Raw genomic sequence first — 17,146 nt, 5'->3', positions numbered from 1 at the left:
ACGACCCATTCGGATTGATATCAATTCTCGCCAGCTACGATACCGAGAAGATAAATGCGCCTAGTACCGTGCACAATTTCTGAGTAAAAAATGTCCGGACCGCAAGTCGCCATCGACCTTGGCCGCATCGAGCGCAATGCACGCACGATCGTCGACCGCTGCGCCCGGTCCGGCATCAAGGTCTTCGGCGTCACCAAGGGAACCTGCGGCATGCCGCAGGTGGCGCGAGCCATGCTGCGCGGCGGCGTCGCCGGCATCGCCGAATCGCGCTTCGAAAACATCCGCCGGCTGCGTGACAGCGGCATCAATGCGCCGATCATGCTGCTGCGCAGCCCGCCGATGGCGCGCGTCGAGGAGGTGGTCCGCACCGTCGACATCAGCCTGCAATCCGAACTCGCCACCATCCGCGAGCTGTCGCGTATCGCCGCGCGCATGGGCCGCGTCCACGACATCATGCTGATGATCGATCTTGGCGACCTCAGGGAAGGCATCTGGCCGAACGATCTCGTGCCCACTGTCGAGCAGATACTGGCACTCAAGGGCGTGCGCATCGCCGGCATCGGCACCAATCTCGGCTGCTTCGGCGCCATCATGCCGACGGAGGAAAATCTCGGGCAACTTGTCGCCCATGCCTACAAGGCCGAGCGTCTGTCCGGCGCCAGGCTCGACTGGATCTCGGGCGGAGCGTCATCGTCGCTGACACTGCTGCTCGAAGGCAGGCTGCCCGCCGGCGTCAACAATCTGCGGGTCGGCGAAGCAATCCTGCAGGGCGGCGTCGAAACCTTCCGCGAGACGCCGTGGGCCGAACTGGAACCCGATGCCTGCCGCCTGACCAGCGACATTATCGAGGTCAAGCTGAAGCCGTCGCGGCCGATCGGCCAATCCGGCTACGACGCTTTCGGCAACCAGCCGGTGTTTCCCGACGAGGGCGACAGGTTGCGCGCCATCGCCAATATCGGCCGCGAGGACGTTTTGATCGAAGGTTTGACGCCGATTGCCAAGGGCGTGCGGGTGCTCGGCGCCTCCAGCGATCATCTGCTCCTCGATGTAACCGACGCCGACCCGCCACCCGTCGTCGGCGACCGTGTCGCCTTCCGCATGAGCTATGGCGCCATGCTGTTGGCGATGACCTCGGAATATGTCGAAAAGGCCCCGATGCACGATGTCGAGGATTTCTCCGGCCGCAAGATGGTGCAGATCACAGCCGAACCAGCGGCCGCCGGCATCCTCGCCAGGGAGGCGACCGGCGCCCGGCTGGAGGCGATGAATTTCGATGTCGTCGAGCTGGCCGATATCGAGCGGCCCCCATCCGGCCTGGTCCGGCTCACCGCCGGGAGTGACCGGCGCGTCGCCCACAAGGCGCTGACGATGACCGCGCGGGCGACACACTCGTTTGGCCTGATCTGGATCGATTCCATCGCCGCGCTGATGCCCGAGGACGAAGACGGCATCGACCTGCCGGAACGTTCGGTGCTGGCGCGCGCGCTCGGACTCGATCACAAGGCCGGCGCGCTGCAGCCGCAACTTTCGCCGGAAAACGTCGTCATCGTCGGGCTGCGCCATGCCGATCCGGCCGAAGCCCGGGTGCTGAAGGATTCGCGCGTCTCCGCCTTCACCATGACCGACATCGACGCCATGGGCATGCGCGACCTGATGCACGAGGCGATCCGCATCGCCACCTCCGGCACGCAAGGCTTCCATGTTAGCTATTCGCCTGAGGTGACCGAATTCGCCGGCTGGGCGGCTGGCTCCGGCGGCATCACGGTGCGCGAAACGCATCAGGCGATGGAGGCCATCGCGCTGTCCGGCGGGCTGTTGTCGATGGATGTTTCCGGCCTGACAGAAGGTTTGGAACCGCGGATTGCGATAGACACCGTCAACTTCGTCATGTCGGCTTTCGGCAAGCGGATTTTGTGATCAGCCCCGCGCGTCGACCGCCGCGCGCCATGAGCGCGCATAATCCGCCCAGGCTGGGTCGGCCGGCGGTTCCATCCCTTCGCCTTTGCCTTGGACCGTTCTTTGGTCCGACGCCAGCAAGGCAGCGCCGATGCTGGTGCCGGTCGCAGCCTCGGACGCAATGACGGCACGCGCCGTCGCTGCAGCCAGCATCTGCGTGAAAAGCCGGTTGCGGGCGAACGGGCCCTCGACGATGATCGGACCGTCGGCGCCGATCAGATCGAGGCAGGTCGCGGTCATCAGCGCCAGGTAGAAAGAGATGGCGGCAAAGCGCTGGCCGTTGTTGATGCCGTCGGCGTCGAGCCATGCGGCGGTGTGATGCGGGAACGGCCCCGAACCTTGTTGGGTCGAAGGCAGCAGGGATGTCTTCCCGGCGAGCACTGTGGCGACATCCTCTTCGGTCCAGCCTTCCGATTGGCCTTCCGTCAGCCGTGAAAATTCGCGACCCCCCATGAAGCGCGCCGATGGCACCGGATCACCGAGCGCATTGACGTTGACCAGCGTGTCGCGCGCCGGATCGAGCGCGATCTTGTTGCCACCGACGGCCATCGACACCACCCAGGTGCCGGTCGAGACGACCGAGAAGGGCGGTCTGTCGGACAGGAGATGCGGCAGCAGCGAGGCATTGGAATCATGCAAGCCGCAAAACACCGGCGTCTGCGGATCGAGCCCGGTTCCCTTGGCAAGGGCGGGCAAGATTGGGCCAAGGCGGTCCTTGGCCGGCCGCACCGGCGCCATCAGGCCGCGCCATTGCATCCGGTCGACGAGTGACGAAAAATCCGCTTTCCATGGGCTCCACAGATCGGTGTGGCAGCCGAGCGAGGTCACCTCGTTGGCGGCGACGCCGGTGAGGCGAAAAGCCCAGTATTGCGGATACATCAGGATCGCGGCGGCCTCGGCGAACTCCGCCGGGAAGTTCCTCTGCTGCCAGAAGAACTGCGCGCCGAGATTGAGGCCGACCGGCAGGCGCGGCGTACCCGTCTCGGCAAAGGCCGGACGGATCGCGTCATAGTCCTGGGCAACGGCGTCGGGCCCGGTGAATTCATAGTCGAGCACCGGCAACGCCAGCTCGCCGGCAGCGTCCACCAGCACGCCCGTCGCGCCATGGGCGGTGATCGATATCGTGTCGATGCGCTGTTCGCGATTAATCCCGGCGAGGCTGTCGAGAATGAACGACCACAAAAGCTCGACATCGTGGTGCGGGTAGGAGCCGTCGGCAACGGGCGCATTCGCCATGCGGCGCAGCGCGACTTCGCGCATGTTGGCGAGATCGACCAGCGCTACCTTGGCATTGGTCTTGCCGATATCGATGACGGCGACGTGGTGTGTCATTCCATATGGAACATGGTTTCCAGCGGCACCGCCACCGGCTCGTTATCAGGCTTGGTCTCCATGATGTCGGCCATTTCAGCCCACCAGCGCTGTAATCACTGGGTGCTTCGGCAATTCATCCATGCCGTGGTCGTCACGCCGCCACAGCACGCCGAACAAGGTGTTGGTCTCTTCGTCGAGATGGATCGAATAGTCGAAAACGCCTGCCTGCTTCAACAGCGCCACCAGCGACGGCCAGATGTCGTCATGGCGCCTTTTGTATTCGGCCTTCATGCCCGGATTGAGCTTCATCTTGAACGCGTATTTTTCGGCCATCAGGTGAAACGCTCCCGACGCACCCGCCGCCAGACGATCGGCAGCGCGATGACGATGATCAGCAGCAGGCCGATGAAGATCGACATGACGATGCCGGGCACGTTGAGCAGCCCCAAGCCAAAAGTCACCAGCCCCATGATGAAGGCGGCGAGCACGACACCCAGAATGCTGCCGGCGCCGCCCAGGATGCTGACGCCACCAAGCACCACCATGGTGATGACTTCCAATTCGTAGCCTTGCGCGATCGACGGTCGGGTCGAGCCGAGCCGCGAGGTGATCAGCACCGAGGCGATGCCGGCCATCAAGCCGGTCAGGCAGAACAGGATGAACTTGATGCGGCCGACGCGCACGCCGGAAAACTGCGCCGCAACCGGGTTGTTGCCGATGGCGAAGACGCGGCGGCCGAAGCTCGTCCGGTGTAGTAGGAACCAGTAGACGACCGCCGCGACGAGGAGCAGCGTCAGTTCGAACGACACCACCCACCAGACATAGCCTTGACCGAAGAAGGCGAAGCTCGGGGGATAGCCCTTGTAGGCCTGGTCGCCGAGGACGATGAAGGCGATGCCGCGAAACAGGCTCATCGTGCCGATGGTAACGACGATCGACGGCAATCCCAGCCTGGTGACGAGCAGCCCGTTAAAGGCGCCGCAGCCAAGCCCGACCACGATGCCGATCGTCACCAGCACCGGCGTGCCGGCGCCGGCCTGCACCGCCATGCCCATCATCGTCGAGGCCAGCGCAATGATGGCGGCGACCGACAGGTCGATCTCGCCGGAAATGATCAGCAGCGCCATGGCAAGCGCGATCAGCGCCTTCTCGGTGAAGTTGAAGGTCAGGTCAGACAGCGACCATGCGTCGAGGAAATAGGGCGAGGCGAAGCTGTTGACGGCAAAGATGGCGACTGCCACCGCGACCAGCAGCGCCTCCCATGAGAAGATCGCCGCGTTGAGCGGCTTGTCGAGCCGGTTGGGAATGTGGCGTGGGGCTGGGGTGTCGGTCATGCCGCTTCCGCCTTTTTGAGGATGATGCGGCCTTGCCGGCGTTCGCCGCGCGCATTGAGCACCACGGCCAGGATGATGGCGCTGCCCGAAATCGCCATCTGCCAGAAGGGCGAGATGTTGATGACCGGCAGCGCATTGGAGATGATGCCGAGGAACAGCGCACCGAGCACTGCGCCGCCGACCGAGCCGATGCCGCCGGCGATCGAGATGCCGCCGATGACGCAGGCGGCGATGATGTTGAGCTCGTAGCCATTGGCGACCTCGACCGAGGCGATGACGTAGCGCGAAATCCAGAGATAACCGCAGAGACCGGCGGCCATCCCCGAGATGCAGAAGACGATGAACTTGGTGCGGCCGACATCGATGCCGGCATAGACCGACGCCGTCGGATTGACGCCGATGGCGTAGATCGAGCGGCCGAGCGCGGTGCGCGTCATCACGAGGAAGAACAAGGCGATGACCAATATGGCGATCCACGACAGGACCGGGATGCCGAGAAAGGCCGCGCGCTGCAGGCCGATGAACTCAGGGCTCATCTGGTCGGCATTGACCCAGGCGCCTCCGGAGATGACGAAGGTGGCGCCGCGGTAGATAGTCAGCGTGCCGAGCGTCACCACGATTGACGGGATGTTCAGCCGCCATACCAGCAGGCCGTTGATCACGCCGAGCACCAGTCCGACTAGCAGTGCGATGACGATCAGCAGCGGGATCGGGATTGCCGGATGCGCGGCGTTCAGCATCGCCACTACCATGCCGGTGAAGCAGAGATTGGACGCCATCGACAGGTCGATCGAGCGGGTCAGAATGACAACCATCTGACCCAGCGCCAGGATCATCAGGATCGAGGTGTCGTTGAACACCTGGCGTAGATTGGCAGGATTGGCAAAGCCCGGAAAGCGCATTGAGATCAGCCCGATCAGCACGACGATGGCGGCGAGAAGCCAGACTTCGCGATTTTTGAGAAGAGCCTTCATGCTGCGATCCCCGCTGCCGTTCTGACCAGCGTTTCGGCGTCGAGCCCCTTGTTGTCATAGACTGAGGCGATGCGGCCCTCGCGCATGACGATCACCCGGTCGGACATGCCGAGGATCTCGGGCAGTTCGGACGACACCATGATCACCGACAGGCCCTGCGCGACGAGCTCGGCCATGAAGCCGTGCACGGCGGCTTTCGAGCCGATGTCGATGCCTTTGGTCGGCTCATCGAGGATGATCACTTTGGGCGCGGTAGCCAGCCATTTGGCGATGACGATCTTCTGCTGGTTGCCGCCCGACAGCGTGCCGACATCCTGGCTGAGCGACGAGGCGCGCAAATCGAGCCGCTCGGTGTAGGAACGGGCCAGTGCGAACTCCTCGGCCAGCCGCAACACGCCTGATTTGGACGTGCGCTTGAGTGAGGGGAGCGAGATATTCTGGAAGATCGGCAGGCCGATCACCACGCCTTGCTTGCCGCGCTCTTCCGGCACATAGACGATGCCGGCGTCGATCGAATCCGCTGCCGATTTCGGCACGATTGTCTTGCCTTCCAGCGTGATCGTGCCGCTGCTGGTGCGGGTGATGCCTGATATCGCCTGCATGACCTCGCTGCGGCCGGCGCCGACGAGGCCGTAGAAGCCGAGGATTTCGCCTCTGTGCAGCTCGAAGCCGATGTCGTCGAACTCGGTCGGGTGCGACAGGCCCGAGACAGTGAGCACCGGCGCGCTGATCTCGGCCTTGCGCTGCGGAAAAATGTGGTCGACGGCGCGGCCGACCATCATGCGCACGATCTGGCTCTGGCCGGCATCCCTGATCAGGCCTTCGCCGACCATTTCGCCGTCGCGGAACACCGTATAGCGGTCGGCAATGCGGTAGATCTCGTCGAACTTGTGGCTGATGAACAGGATCGCCTTGCCTTCGCTCTTCAGGAATTCGATGAGCAAAAAGAGCTCCTCGATCTCCTTCAGCGACAGCGCTGCGGTCGGCTCGTCCATGATGACGATCTGGGCATCGATCGACATGGCGCGGGCGACTGCCACGAGGTGCTTGTTGGCGATACCGAGGTCCTTCAGCCGCGCGTCGGCGTCAATGTGGCCGGCACCCATGGTGTTCAATACTTCACGGGCATTCTTGCGCATGGTGCGCCAGTCGATGGTGCCGAAGCGCGACCGCGGCGCATGGCCGAGAAAGATATTCTCGGCCACCGTCAGGTCGTCGAACAGCACGGTTTCCTGGTGGATGGCGGTGATGCCGTGCCCGAAGGCGGCATGAGCGCTGGGCAAGGTGACGGCCTGGCCATCGATGCTGATGGTGCCCGCATCGGGCTGGTAGATGCCGGTCATGATTTTGACCAGCGTCGACTTGCCGGCGCCGTTCTCGCCGATCAGAGCGGTCACCTGGCCGGGATAGAGCGACAGGCTGACATCATGCAGCGCGCGCACGCCGGGAAAACTCTTCGAGATGCCGGACAGGGTCAGGCGCGGAGCCGGAGCCAAAGGCTGCTCGGTCGTCGGGTTGAGTTGGGCTGTCGTGTCCATAGTCGTATCAAGCCCTGCAGCAGGTCCGTTTGAGGACGCGGCGGAACCTCTGCCCCGCCGCGCCGGCTTGAAGGGCTCCAGGATCAATAGATCTTGGAGAATTCTTCGATGTTCGACTTGTCGAACTTGAAGGGCGGAGCCATCGCAGCCGAATTGGTGTCGTCGAGCGTGACCTTGCCGACGCGGCCGATCGACAGCGTCGCACCCGGCTTGGCTTCTTCCTTCTTCACCGCCAAATCATGGGCGAGGTAGACGGCCGAGTAGCCGAGGTCGATCGGGTTCCACAGCGCGACCGCTTGGCTGGCACCGTTGTCGATGAACTTCTTGAACTCCGACGGCAGCGCCAGGCCGGTGACGTTGACCTTGCCGATCAGGCCTTGGTCGGTCACCACCTGAGCGGCGGCAACGACGCCGACCGTGGTCGGTGCGATGATCGCTTTGAGGTTCGGATAGGACTTCAAAAGGCCCTTGGCTTCGTCCGTGCTCTTGGCCGAGTCGTCGTCGCCGTAAACGGTGGCGACGAGGTTGATCTTGGGAAATTTCTCCGGCAGCACCTTCTTGGCCGCGTCGATCCAGGCGTTCTGGTTGGTCGCGGTGGACGAAGCCGACAGGATGGCGACGTCGCCGCCTTCCGGCAGGAAGTCGGCGGCAAGCTTGATGATGGTCTCGCCGATCAGGTTGGTGTCCGAGGGGTTGAGGTGGAGTTGGCGACCTTCCGGAGCGACGCCTGAATCCCACGAGATGACGGTGATGCCGCGATCCATCGCCTTCTTCAGCGCCGGCACCAGCGCGTCGGCGTCATTGGCCGAAATGGCGATGGCGTTGACCTTCTGGGCGATCAGCGAATTGATCACCTCGATCTGCGCTTCGGCGGTAGCCTTGGTGGGGCCGGTGTAGATGATATCGACGTCGCCGAGTTCCTTGGCCGCCTCTTCGGCGCCCCTGTTGGCGGCATCGAAGAAGCCATTGCCGAGCGACTTCACCACCAGTGCGATCTTGACGTTCTCGGCATAGGCGGCATTCACGAACATGGCGGCGGAGAACGCCGCCGTAACCATCAGTTTCTTCAGAAAGCTCATCGAATATCCTCCCTTGAGTGTTGCATTCCATCGCCGCTGCGGGCCTCAGGCCTGCAGCGAAGATTCTTCCTTATTGCCCAGCGTTGTGCGGGCGACGACCAGCGTCACACCGGCGGCCTCCAACATCTTGGCCTCGCGGTCCTCGATGCCGTCGTCGGTAATGACGGTCGCGATGCGCGACAGGCCGCACAGGATCAGGCTCGAGCGTTTTCGGAACTTCGACGAGTCGACCAGCACCACCAGTTCGTCGGCCTGATCGATCAGTTTCTGCTCGGCCTGGATCAGCAGCGGATCGCCTTCCATCAAGCCGAGTGGCCCGAGCCCTTGCGCGCCCATGAACATGCGGCGCGCATAGAAATTGCGCGTCACATCATTCTCGAAGGGCGACAGGATGATGCTCTGCTCGCGGTAGATGGTGCCGCCCGACAGCATCACCGTGTTCTTGGAGTGCTTGAGCAGGTGCTCGGCGATCGGAAAGGAATTGGTGAAGATCGGCATCCGGCGGCCGGTCAGGAAATGCACCATCTGGAAGGTGGTGGTGCCGCCATTGATGATGATCGGCTCGCCGTCCTTGCAGAGTTCCACGGCGTCCCGCGCGATCGCCCGCTTCTGCGAAGCGTTGATCGTCTCGTTGACGGAAAAAGGCCGGCCGGCAAGGCCGATGAACTGCGGTGGCGTGATCGCCTCGGCGCCGCCGCGCACGCGGCGCAGGCGCTTTTGCACATGCAATGCGGCGATGTCGCGCCGGATCGTCGCCTCCGACGAGTCCGTCAGGTCGACCATCTCCTGCACCGTCACCACAGGCTTTTCCTGGACGGCGGACAAAATGATCCTGTGTCGCTCTTTCTCGTGCATGGTTCCTCCCTGCCGAGCATCTAGGCACCCAAAACGCGCAGTGTCAATCATTTCCGATCAAATAATTTCATTGTGCAGTGCAGTATGATCAATCTTGATCGTTTGTGATTGACAACGCCGCCGCTTGCGTGGACATTCGAGCAAAGCTGACCCGCAATGCGGTGGCAATTGACCGCATCGTTTGCGCGTCTCACGTCACGGGAGGATTACCTATGCTCGACAAGCGCTCCGGCACGCGCCTCGCCAATCTTTGGAATGACGCGAAAGCCCAGGCAATGAGCGAGCCGGAACGTCTCGTCTATCGCTCGAATGTTCTTGGCTCCGACAAGCGCGTCACCAACTATGGCGGCGGCAACACCTCTTCCAAGATCTGGCAAAAGGATCCGCTCACCGGTGAGAGCATGGAAGTGCTGTGGGTCAAGGGTTCGGGCGGCGACAGCGCCTCGATCAAGCTCGACGGCTTCGCCACGCTCTATATGGACAAGCTCAGGGCGTTGAGGGGTCTTTATCGCGGCCTCGAGCATGAAGACGAAATGGTCGGATATCTGCCCCACTGCACCTTCAACCTCAATCCGCGCGCGGCCTCGATCGATACGCCGCTGCACGCATTCGTGCCGAAGCCCCATGTCGACCACATGCATCCCGACGCCATTATCGCCATTGCCGCCGCCAAGGATTCGAAGGCGCTGACCAAGGAGATCTTCGGCGACGCGATCGGCTGGCTGCCGTGGAAACGTCCGGGCTTCGAACTCGGCCTGTGGCTGGAAAAATTCTGCCTCGAAAACCCTGAGGCCAAGGGCGTCGTCCTGGCAAGCCATGGCCTGTTCACCTGGGGCGACACTGCAAAGGAATGCTACGAGACGACGATCTCGGTGATCAACCATGCGATCGACTGGTTCGAGCGCAAGTCTGAAGGCAAGCCCATCTTCGGTGGCGAAGTCGTCAAATCGCTCGACGCGCCAGCGCGTCGCGCCGCGGCGGCAAAGCTGATGCCGAGGATCCGCGGCCTGATTTCGGAGAAAAGCCACAAGCTTGGCCATTTCGACGATTCGCCAGCCGTGCTCGAATTCGTCAATTCGAAGGATTTGCGCCCACTGGCAGCGCTCGGCACATCCTGCCCGGACCATTTCCTGCGCACCAAGATCCGGCCGCTGGTCATCGAATTCGATCCCGGGAATCCCGACGTCGATGCCGTCCTCGCCCGTCTCGCCGACGATGTGGCGGAGTATCGTGTTGGCTATCAGGCTTATTACGACCGCTGCAAGCACGTGGATTCGCCACCGGTGCGTGATCCGAACGCCGTGGTCTATCTGATGCCCGGCATCGGCATGTTCACCTTCGCCGGCGACAAGGCGACGGCGCGCATATCGGGCGAATTCTACGTCAACGCCATCAATGTCATGCGCGGCGCCTCGACGGTGTCGACCTATGTCGGGCTGCCCGAGCAGGAAGCCTTCGACATCGAGTACTGGCTGCTCGAAGAGGCAAAGCTGCAGCGCCTGCCGAAGCCGAAGGCTCTAGCCGGCCAGATCGCGCTGGTCACCGGCGGCGCCGGCGGCATCGGCCGGGCGACGGCCAACCGGCTGCTGCGCGAAGGCGCCTGCGTCGTGCTGGCCGACATCGACGAGACCGCCCTTGCCAGCGCCAATGACGAGCTGGCGAAAGCCTATGGCAAAGATTTCGTGCGGCCGCTGGTCATCAATGTCACGTCAGAGGACCAGGTGATCTCCGGCTTCGCCGAGACCGCGGTCGAGTTCGGCGGCATCGATATACTGGTGTCGAATGCCGGCCTGGCAACCTCGGCGCCGATCGAGGAGACGACGCTGGCGCTGTGGAACAAGAACATGGACATCTTGTCGACAGGCTATTTCCTGGTTTCGCGGGAAGCATTCCGTCTTTTCCGCGCGCAAAAGATCGGCGGCAACGTCGTCTTCGTCGCCTCCAAGAACGGGCTAGCAGCATCGCCCAACGCCGCCGCCTATTGCACGGCCAAGGCCGCCGAGATCCATCTGGCGCGCTGCCTGGCGCTGGAGGGTGCGGAAGCGCAGATCAGGGTCAATGTCGTTAATCCCGACGCCGTGCTGCGCGGCTCCAAGATCTGGACCGGCGAGTGGAAGGAACAGCGCGCCGCCGCCTACAAGATGTCGACCGACGACCTCGAGGAGCACTACCGCTCGCGCTCGATGCTGAAGCGTTCGGTGTTCCCCGAAGACATCGCCGAGGCGATCTATTTCTTCGCGTCCGCCATGTCGGCCAAGTCGACCGGCAATATCGTCAATGTCGACGCGGGCAACGCCCAGTCGTTCACGCGCTGAGCGGAGACGGACGATGGAACAAATCATCTCCGCCGACATCGTCGAAAAAGACAACGCCGCGCGCGAGGCCGACCTCAAGCGCGATTACGACTCGCTCGGTGAGCGTCTTGACCGTCGCGGCATCGCCATCGACGCTATCAGCGACAAGGTCGAAAAATTCGCCGTGGCGATCCCGTCCTGGGGCGTCGGCACCGGCGGCACCCGCTTTGCCCGCTTTCCCAGCGCCGGCGAGCCGCGCGACATTTTCGACAAGATCGAGGACTGCGCCGTCATCCGGCAGTTGACGCAGGCGACGCCGACCGTCTCGCTGCACATTCCATGGGACAAGGCCGACCCGAACCGGCTGAAGCAGGCCGCCTCCCGCTTCGGCCTCGGCTTCGACGCCATGAATTCGAACACGTTCTCTGACGCTCAGGGCCAGGCGCTTTCCTACAAGTTCGGCTCGCTGTCGCATGCCGATGCCGCAACGCGCCGGCAGGCGGTCGAGCACAATCTCGAATGCATCGAGATCGGCAAGACGCTGGGATCGAAGGCACTGACCGTATGGATCGGCGACGGCTCGAACTTTCCCGGCCAGGTCAATTTCGCCAAGGCGTTCGAACGCTATCTCGACGCGATGAAGGAGATCTACGCCGGACTGCCGGACGACTGGAAGCTGTTCACCGAGCACAAGATGTACGAGCCGGCCTTCTATTCGACGGTCGTGCAGGATTGGGGCACCAACTACATCATCGCCACCGAACTCGGCGACAAGGCGTTCTGCCTCGTCGACCTCGGCCACCACGCGCCCAACGTCAACATCGAGATGATCGTCTCGCGGCTGATCCAGTTCAAGAAACTCGGCGGCTTCCATTTCAACGATTCGAAATATGGCGACGACGATCTCGACGCCGGCTCGATCGATCCTTACCGGCTGTTCCTCGTCTTCAACGAGCTGGTCGATGCCGAGCTTTCCGGTGCCGAAGGCTTTGATCCGGCTCACATGCTCGACCAGAGCCACAACGTCACCGATCCGATCGAAAGCCTGATGCTGTCCGCGGTCGAGGTGCAGCGCGCCTATGTGCAGGCGCTGCTGGTCGATCGCAAGGCACTGGAAGCCTATCAGGACGCCAATGACGCGCTAATGGCGACGCAAACGCTGAAAGCCGCCTATCGCACCGATGTCGAGCCGATCCTCGCCATGGCGCGGCTGAACACGGGCGGCGCCATCGATCCGGTCGCCGCCTACCGGGCGGCCGGCTATCGGGCGAAGGTCGCGGCGGAACGGCCGGCGGTTGCGAGTGGCGGCGGCGGGATTGTTTGATGTCGGCCTGAAACGAAAAACCCGCCAACGGCGGGTCGCGGCGCAAATCAGCACCATGCAAGAACAAGCTTGTTTGCCTTCAGCCTTGGGTTGTCGAAAGCCGAAGCGACATCCGATCCTCCCCGAAATGGGGAAGATCGGCAGCTTCGCCGACGGCGAATGACAGCATTCCCGAATTTTCACTCACAGCCATGGACTCGTCCGCTCCGCCAAGGTCTTCTAGGCGCATCCAACGCCTCGGAGAACGGCCATGCACCCCACCCGCCGCACCCTAATCGCCGTCGGTCTTTCCCTCACTTTCGCCTTCGTGCCGCTGACGGCCATCTTCGCCGCCTCGCCGCAGCCGGCGAAGGGCGAGCACGGCATGGTGGTGACCGCCCAGCATCTGGCATCGCGAGTCGGCGTAGAGGTGCTGAAGAAAGGCGGCAATGCCGTCGATGCGGCGGTTGCCGTCGGCTATGCGCTGGCTGTGGTCTATCCGAACGCCGGCAATATCGGCGGTGGCGGCTTCATGACCATCCGCTTCAAGGACGGCCGCTCGACCGTCCTCGATTTCCGCGAGCGGGCGCCGCTCGCCTCGACGAAGACCATGTATCTCGGCAAGGACGGCGAGCCGGTGAAGGGCGCCAGCCTGGACGGCTATCTCGCGGTCGGCGTGCCGGGCTCGGTGGCCGGTTTTGAAACGGCACGGGAAAAATACGGCACGCTGACGCGGCAGGACTTGATGGCGCCGGCCATCCGCTATGCCAAGGATGGCTTCGTGCTGGAGCAGGGCGATGTCGCCTCGCTCGAACGCGGCGCCGAACGGCTGGCCAAGAACCCGGCCGCGGCTGCCATCTTCCTGAAGCCGGACGGCAAGCCTTATGCCATCGGCGAGCGCCTTGTTCAGGCTGATCTCGCCGCCTCGCTCTCAGCGATTTCGGAGCAAGGTCGAGATGCCTTCTACAAAGGACCGATCGCCGACGGCATCGTTAGGGCCAGCGCGGAGAAGGGCGGCATTCTGGCCAAGGCGGATTTCGAGAACTACGCGGTCCGCGAGCTCGAGCCGGTGACCTGCAATTACCGCGGCTATGAGATCACCTCCTCGCCGCCACCGAGCTCGGGCGGCGCCATCATCTGCGAGATCCTCAACGTACTGGAATTCTATCCGCTGTCCTATCTTGGCGCGGGTTCCGCCGAAACCGTCAAAATCATGGTCGAGGCAATGCGCCATGCCTATGTCGACCGCAATTCGGCGCTCGGCGATCCCGACTTCGTCGACAATCCGGTCGAAAAGCTGCTGGACAAGGCCTATGCAAAAGAAATCCGTGAAAAGATCGATCCGTTCCGGGCCGGCGTGTCGCAGGAATTGATGCCGAAGGGTTTTGGCGAGAGCCAGGAGACGACGCATTATTCGATCGTCGACAATGACGGCAACGCCGTCGCGGTAACCTATACGCTGAACGGTTCGTTCGGCGCCGGCGTCGTCGCCGACGGCACCGGCATCCTGCTCAACAACGAGATGGACGATTTCACCCAGAAACCGGGCGTGCCCAATCTCTACGGCCTCGTACAGGGCGAGGCGAATGCGATCGAGCCGAGGAAGACGCCGCTGTCGTCGATGAGCCCGACCATCGTGGCCAAAGGCGGCAAGCCGTTCATGGTCATCGGCAGCCCCGGCGGCTCGCGCATCATCACCATCACGCTGGAAGCGATCGTCAACGTTGTCGATCATGGCATGAACATCCAGGAGGCGATCGACGCGCCGCGCATCCACCACCAGTGGCTGCCAGACACGGTCTATATCGAACCGTTCGGCCTGTCGCCCGATACCGAAAAGCTGCTTGCCGGCATGGGCTACCACCTCGATGTCACCGAGGCGACCTGGGGCCAGGCGGCCGGCATCCTGGTCGGCGGCAAGAGCCTGGCCGAGATCGAGAAGGGCGGCGGCGCCCGCTACAACGGCGCTATCGACAGCCGCGCCGCATCCGGCGAGGCGATCGGATATTAAGTTTCGTGCGCCCCGGGTCTGTTGAGATTCAGGTCAGGCCGAGCCGGAGTCGAAGACGGGCGCGAAGCGACCAGACTGCGTGGTTTCCGAGAACCGGAACGGAGCGTACTTTCGGTACGCGAGTACCGGAAGCGCAGGAGACCGCCATTCGCAGGCCGGCATCATCTAAATATCGGCAGACCATCAGATGACCAGCGTTATGGTGGACGCAATCAGCATCACCGCCGCGATGCCGACGAACAAGGCATAGATACGCGGCCGATCGAGCAGAAGCGCATTTCCGGATATCCACGCCGCAGTGGCGCCGCCAAGCGCGTACAGGAAGCCGTTGCGATGGCCCAAGGCCAGGGTTGCGGCCATCAAGCCGCCAATGACGAGGGCGCCGAACACGATGATCACGGCGACCGCGTATTTCTCGAAATCGTTGCTGGCCACACCCGGACCCATCACGTTCAACGTCGTCAGGTCGTCCGGGTCGAAGGGGTTGGCCGACCCATATTCGTCTTGACCGACAGGCTCGCGCATCATTCATTCTCCTTGAAGCGGCAACAAATCATCAAGCCTTGCCGAGCGCAACTGGATCGCGCCGCGTTCAATGCGATCGGCACCGTCTTCAACACTTTCTGGCCGCAGCTTGCTACCGGTTTTTTGGATTTATGTCGGATCGTCCTGTCATTCCAGGCGATCTGTCGGATTGGAATCGCAGCCGGGCGTTCCGACTTGAAAGTCCGCCGCTCTGGAGGCGGCTTCGAACCGCTGCCCCTGACTATCGGGCCTGACGATCGCGCGCAGGCCTCGCCCTCGCAACGGCGTGCTCGACGTTGTCGGTGGCGAAGATTGGTCAGCGGCGAAGTTGGCCGGCGCCACTTTGGGGGGGCGTTGGGGTAGGTTGCCTGATGGGCGCCGGCCAGGCGGAAATCAGGTCCGCTGCAAGGAAATATAACAGGGATTGCGCGGTATTGGCAGTGGTGTGATCGCGGAAGGATGGTTCGCGCTTCCCGGTGCGGTGACCCATTATGGATCAGTCGTCTGGCACCTGAATTGCACGGTAGGCAATGCTGGGCAACAGCCCGGAAGTTGTCCCCAAATATGGGGCCTCGCCGCTTCGCAAATGGAGCGGCGGGCCTTTTTGGCACACCGTCGTGAGCGCGGCACCGCCGGAACTCAAAGGCAGCGTTTTCACGCTGGATTTCTTATGCGGCCGGAGCCGGCGGCAGTTCGAACAGGTTGGCGCCATTCTCCTGGCCTCGCTCGACATAGCCGATTATCCGAAACCATCTTGCGACGTCCGGTCTCTGGAGCCAGCTGCGCGAATGAATCGGGAGGTTGCCGGCGAGCGCCTGGATATGGCGGATGTGCCGCTTGCAGAAGCGAACGGTCGCGGCACTGAAGAAATCCTCCTGCGCGGCGAACAGCGTATCAGCAGCGTCGCTATGCTCGTGCCACGCGATGATCGCCACGGTCTTTTCGCCCTGGACAAGCGCGTGAGCACGGCCTTCTTTCAAGTTCATCATCAGATTGTCGTAGGCGATCTTGCTGTCCTTGCCGGCCGCGGCGTATTCGTCCGATATCCGCTTGGACAGATCACGGAAAAGAGCTTCCAGATCTCCAACCGTTGCTGCGCGTGCTCTCATTTCGCCTCCTAGAGCCCCAGAGGCAGTTTGCCCTAAGGATAGAGGATCACCAAGCAAATCAAATCCGTCATCCGCCCAACGCGAGCAAAGACGTTTCGCGGGCGAAGCCGCCGTGATGTGCTTAGGTCACGTGATTTTGCCGATAGGCGCGGGAAATGCGTCTGGTGCGTGAGTCGCGCAGGTAATCGCCGTCCGCCCGGTCTAGTGGCGATGATAAGCCAGAACTGTACTGCCGCGTGGCGACTTGTGGCGATCAGATAAGGTGAACCCGGCACCCTCAATTAGAGACTGAAGACGGATGTCGTCTTCGTCGGGAACTCGCGCCACAATCGTCTGAGTGCGGTTAATGATGTCGATGAAGATGCGATCGGCCTCCTCCTGACCCAACCCCCTGCGGACATGCTGGTACACAGCGAGAAGAAGAACGATATCGTAACGGTCATTTAGAACAGATTGAAGCTTTCGACTCCCAAGACTCATGGTGTCAAATCGACTTTCTACGTTCGATCCTAGAAAGATAGAACGCGCCACGCGGGTGTGTGGCTTCAGAACGTCAATGCCGTGGATGTAGGCCGGTCTGCGTTTGGCGATTTCATAAGCGACGATGCCCATATTGCAGCCAACATCAAGGATCGTCTTACCGGAGTAGTTTACCCCGCATGAAAATAATCCATCGAGCCGATCGTCCCACGTTCCTGCGCTATATTTCTTGTGCGATTTCCAAAAAGGCACGACTATCCTTCCGTGTCCTGGACCAAGTCGAATTTTATATGCGCCCTCGTGCATTTTCCGGCAAAGTCCAACGACACGTCTGTCGGACCGTTAAGCAATTTCCATGGAAAATGGTGCCAGAG

14 protein-coding genes and 1 pseudogene are annotated in these 17,146 nt (G+C 62.3%); 5 read left to right on the top strand and 10 right to left on the bottom strand.

What is annotated here, in order from left to right; genetic code table 11:
- Nucleotides 1-90: 90 nt before the first annotated feature.
- Nucleotides 91-1,917 carry an alanine racemase gene (locus A9K68_RS30770; RefSeq protein WP_065005824.1) on the top strand — a complete coding sequence of 609 codons (1,827 nt, stop codon included), beginning with the start codon at nt 91-93 and terminating at the stop codon, nt 1,915-1,917.
- On the opposite strand, the gene A9K68_RS30765 is transcribed toward A9K68_RS30770, so the two are convergent.
- The 7 genes and pseudogenes from A9K68_RS30765 to A9K68_RS30735 form a co-directional block, all read right to left on the bottom strand.
- Nucleotides 1,918-3,288: an FGGY-family carbohydrate kinase gene (locus tag A9K68_RS30765; protein ID WP_065005823.1), complete on the bottom strand. Its 1,371-nt coding sequence runs from the start codon at nt 3,286-3,288 to the stop codon at nt 1,918-1,920.
- Nucleotides 3,285-3,603: pseudogene (gene rhaM / locus A9K68_RS30760) on the bottom strand (L-rhamnose mutarotase). Before rhaM ends, A9K68_RS30765 begins: the two are co-directional and overlap by 4 nt.
- A complete protein-coding gene (locus tag A9K68_RS30755) occupies nt 3,603-4,604 on the bottom strand; it encodes an ABC transporter permease (RefSeq protein ID WP_065005822.1) in 1,002 nt (333 codons plus the stop codon). The pseudogene rhaM and the gene A9K68_RS30755 overlap by 1 nt, the downstream one beginning before the upstream one ends.
- Nucleotides 4,601-5,578, bottom strand: coding sequence for an ABC transporter permease (locus A9K68_RS30750; protein ID WP_065005821.1), 978 nt, complete (start codon nt 5,576-5,578; stop codon nt 4,601-4,603). The genes A9K68_RS30755 and A9K68_RS30750 overlap by 4 nt, the downstream gene beginning before the upstream one ends.
- A complete protein-coding gene (locus tag A9K68_RS30745) occupies nt 5,575-7,116 on the bottom strand; it encodes a sugar ABC transporter ATP-binding protein (RefSeq protein WP_065005820.1) in 1,542 nt (513 codons plus the stop codon). Before A9K68_RS30745 ends, A9K68_RS30750 begins: the two co-directional genes overlap by 4 nt.
- 83 nt (nt 7,117-7,199) lie before the next feature.
- On the bottom strand, nt 7,200-8,195 hold the full coding sequence (gene rhaS, locus A9K68_RS30740) for a rhamnose ABC transporter substrate-binding protein (protein WP_065005819.1): 996 nt from the start codon (nt 8,193-8,195) through the stop codon (nt 7,200-7,202).
- A gap of 45 nt (nt 8,196-8,240) precedes the next feature.
- Entirely contained in the window at nt 8,241-9,050 is an 810-nt protein-coding gene (locus A9K68_RS30735) for a DeoR/GlpR family DNA-binding transcription regulator (protein ID WP_065005818.1), read from the bottom strand.
- Nucleotides 9,051-9,262: 212 nt separating this feature from the next.
- On the opposite strand from A9K68_RS30735, the gene A9K68_RS30730 reads away from it, so the two are divergent.
- The 4 genes from A9K68_RS30730 (at nt 9,263) to ggt (ending at nt 14,658) form a co-directional block, all read left to right on the top strand.
- Nucleotides 9,263-11,365 (top strand): bifunctional rhamnulose-1-phosphate aldolase/short-chain dehydrogenase, encoded by a 2,103-nt coding sequence (locus A9K68_RS30730; protein ID WP_065005817.1) that lies wholly within the window; start codon nt 9,263-9,265, stop codon nt 11,363-11,365.
- A 13-nt stretch (nt 11,366-11,378) separates the two neighbouring features.
- Nucleotides 11,379-12,668, top strand: coding sequence for an L-rhamnose catabolism isomerase (gene rhaI / locus A9K68_RS30725; RefSeq protein WP_065005816.1), 1,290 nt, complete (start codon nt 11,379-11,381; stop codon nt 12,666-12,668).
- The gene (locus tag A9K68_RS30720) at nt 12,661-12,831 is read left to right on the top strand and encodes a hypothetical protein (protein WP_156768166.1); all 171 of its coding nucleotides are present in this window, start codon (nt 12,661-12,663) and stop codon (nt 12,829-12,831) included. Before rhaI ends, A9K68_RS30720 begins: the two co-directional genes overlap by 8 nt.
- 87 nt (nt 12,832-12,918) lie before the next feature.
- Nucleotides 12,919-14,658: a gamma-glutamyltransferase gene (gene ggt / locus A9K68_RS30715; RefSeq protein WP_065005815.1), complete on the top strand. Its 1,740-nt coding sequence runs from the start codon at nt 12,919-12,921 to the stop codon at nt 14,656-14,658.
- 183 nt (nt 14,659-14,841) lie between these two features.
- Here ggt and A9K68_RS30710 read toward each other — a convergent pair whose 3' ends face one another.
- From A9K68_RS30710 to A9K68_RS30700, 3 genes are all read right to left on the bottom strand, one after another.
- Nucleotides 14,842-15,186, bottom strand: a complete 345-nt coding sequence (locus A9K68_RS30710; protein WP_065005814.1) for a hypothetical protein — start codon at nt 15,184-15,186, stop codon at nt 14,842-14,844.
- A 665-nt stretch (nt 15,187-15,851) separates the two neighbouring features.
- The gene (locus A9K68_RS30705; RefSeq protein WP_065005813.1) at nt 15,852-16,292 is read right to left on the bottom strand and encodes a hypothetical protein; all 441 of its coding nucleotides are present in this window, start codon (nt 16,290-16,292) and stop codon (nt 15,852-15,854) included.
- Between the two features lie 201 nt (nt 16,293-16,493).
- Nucleotides 16,494-17,024 (bottom strand): class I SAM-dependent methyltransferase, encoded by a 531-nt coding sequence (locus A9K68_RS30700; RefSeq protein WP_166488082.1) that lies wholly within the window; start codon nt 17,022-17,024, stop codon nt 16,494-16,496.
- Between the last annotated feature and the right edge of the window lie 122 nt (nt 17,025-17,146).

Origin of the sequence: Mesorhizobium sp. AA22, from assembly GCF_001672375.2 — a bacterium.
GTDB lineage: Bacteria > Pseudomonadota > Alphaproteobacteria > Rhizobiales > Rhizobiaceae > Mesorhizobium > Mesorhizobium wenxiniae.
Note: the sequence above shows the minus strand (reverse complement) of the source record. Positions and strands in the feature narration are given on the sequence as shown.

Bases quoted from the DNA above. Each gene is read 5' to 3' on its own strand.
- A9K68_RS30770 (WP_065005824.1), top strand. From the start codon at position 91: ATGTCCGGACCGCAAGTCGCCATCGACCTTGGCCGCATCGAGCGCAAT.
- A9K68_RS30765 (WP_065005823.1), bottom strand. From the start codon at position 3,288: ATGACACACCACGTCGCCGTCATCGATATCGGCAAGACCAATGCCAAG.
- A9K68_RS30755 (WP_065005822.1), bottom strand. From the start codon at position 4,604: ATGACCGACACCCCAGCCCCACGCCACATTCCCAACCGGCTCGACAAG.
- A9K68_RS30750 (WP_065005821.1), bottom strand. From the start codon at position 5,578: ATGAAGGCTCTTCTCAAAAATCGCGAAGTCTGGCTTCTCGCCGCCATC.
- A9K68_RS30745 (WP_065005820.1), bottom strand. From the start codon at position 7,116: ATGGACACGACAGCCCAACTCAACCCGACGACCGAGCAGCCTTTGGCT.
- rhaS (WP_065005819.1), bottom strand. From the start codon at position 8,195: ATGAGCTTTCTGAAGAAACTGATGGTTACGGCGGCGTTCTCCGCCGCC.
- A9K68_RS30735 (WP_065005818.1), bottom strand. From the start codon at position 9,050: ATGCACGAGAAAGAGCGACACAGGATCATTTTGTCCGCCGTCCAGGAA.
- A9K68_RS30730 (WP_065005817.1), top strand. From the start codon at position 9,263: ATGCTCGACAAGCGCTCCGGCACGCGCCTCGCCAATCTTTGGAATGAC.
- rhaI (WP_065005816.1), top strand. From the start codon at position 11,379: ATGGAACAAATCATCTCCGCCGACATCGTCGAAAAAGACAACGCCGCG.
- ggt (WP_065005815.1), top strand. From the start codon at position 12,919: ATGCACCCCACCCGCCGCACCCTAATCGCCGTCGGTCTTTCCCTCACT.
- A9K68_RS30710 (WP_065005814.1), bottom strand. From the start codon at position 15,186: ATGATGCGCGAGCCTGTCGGTCAAGACGAATATGGGTCGGCCAACCCC.
- A9K68_RS30705 (WP_065005813.1), bottom strand. From the start codon at position 16,292: ATGAGAGCACGCGCAGCAACGGTTGGAGATCTGGAAGCTCTTTTCCGT.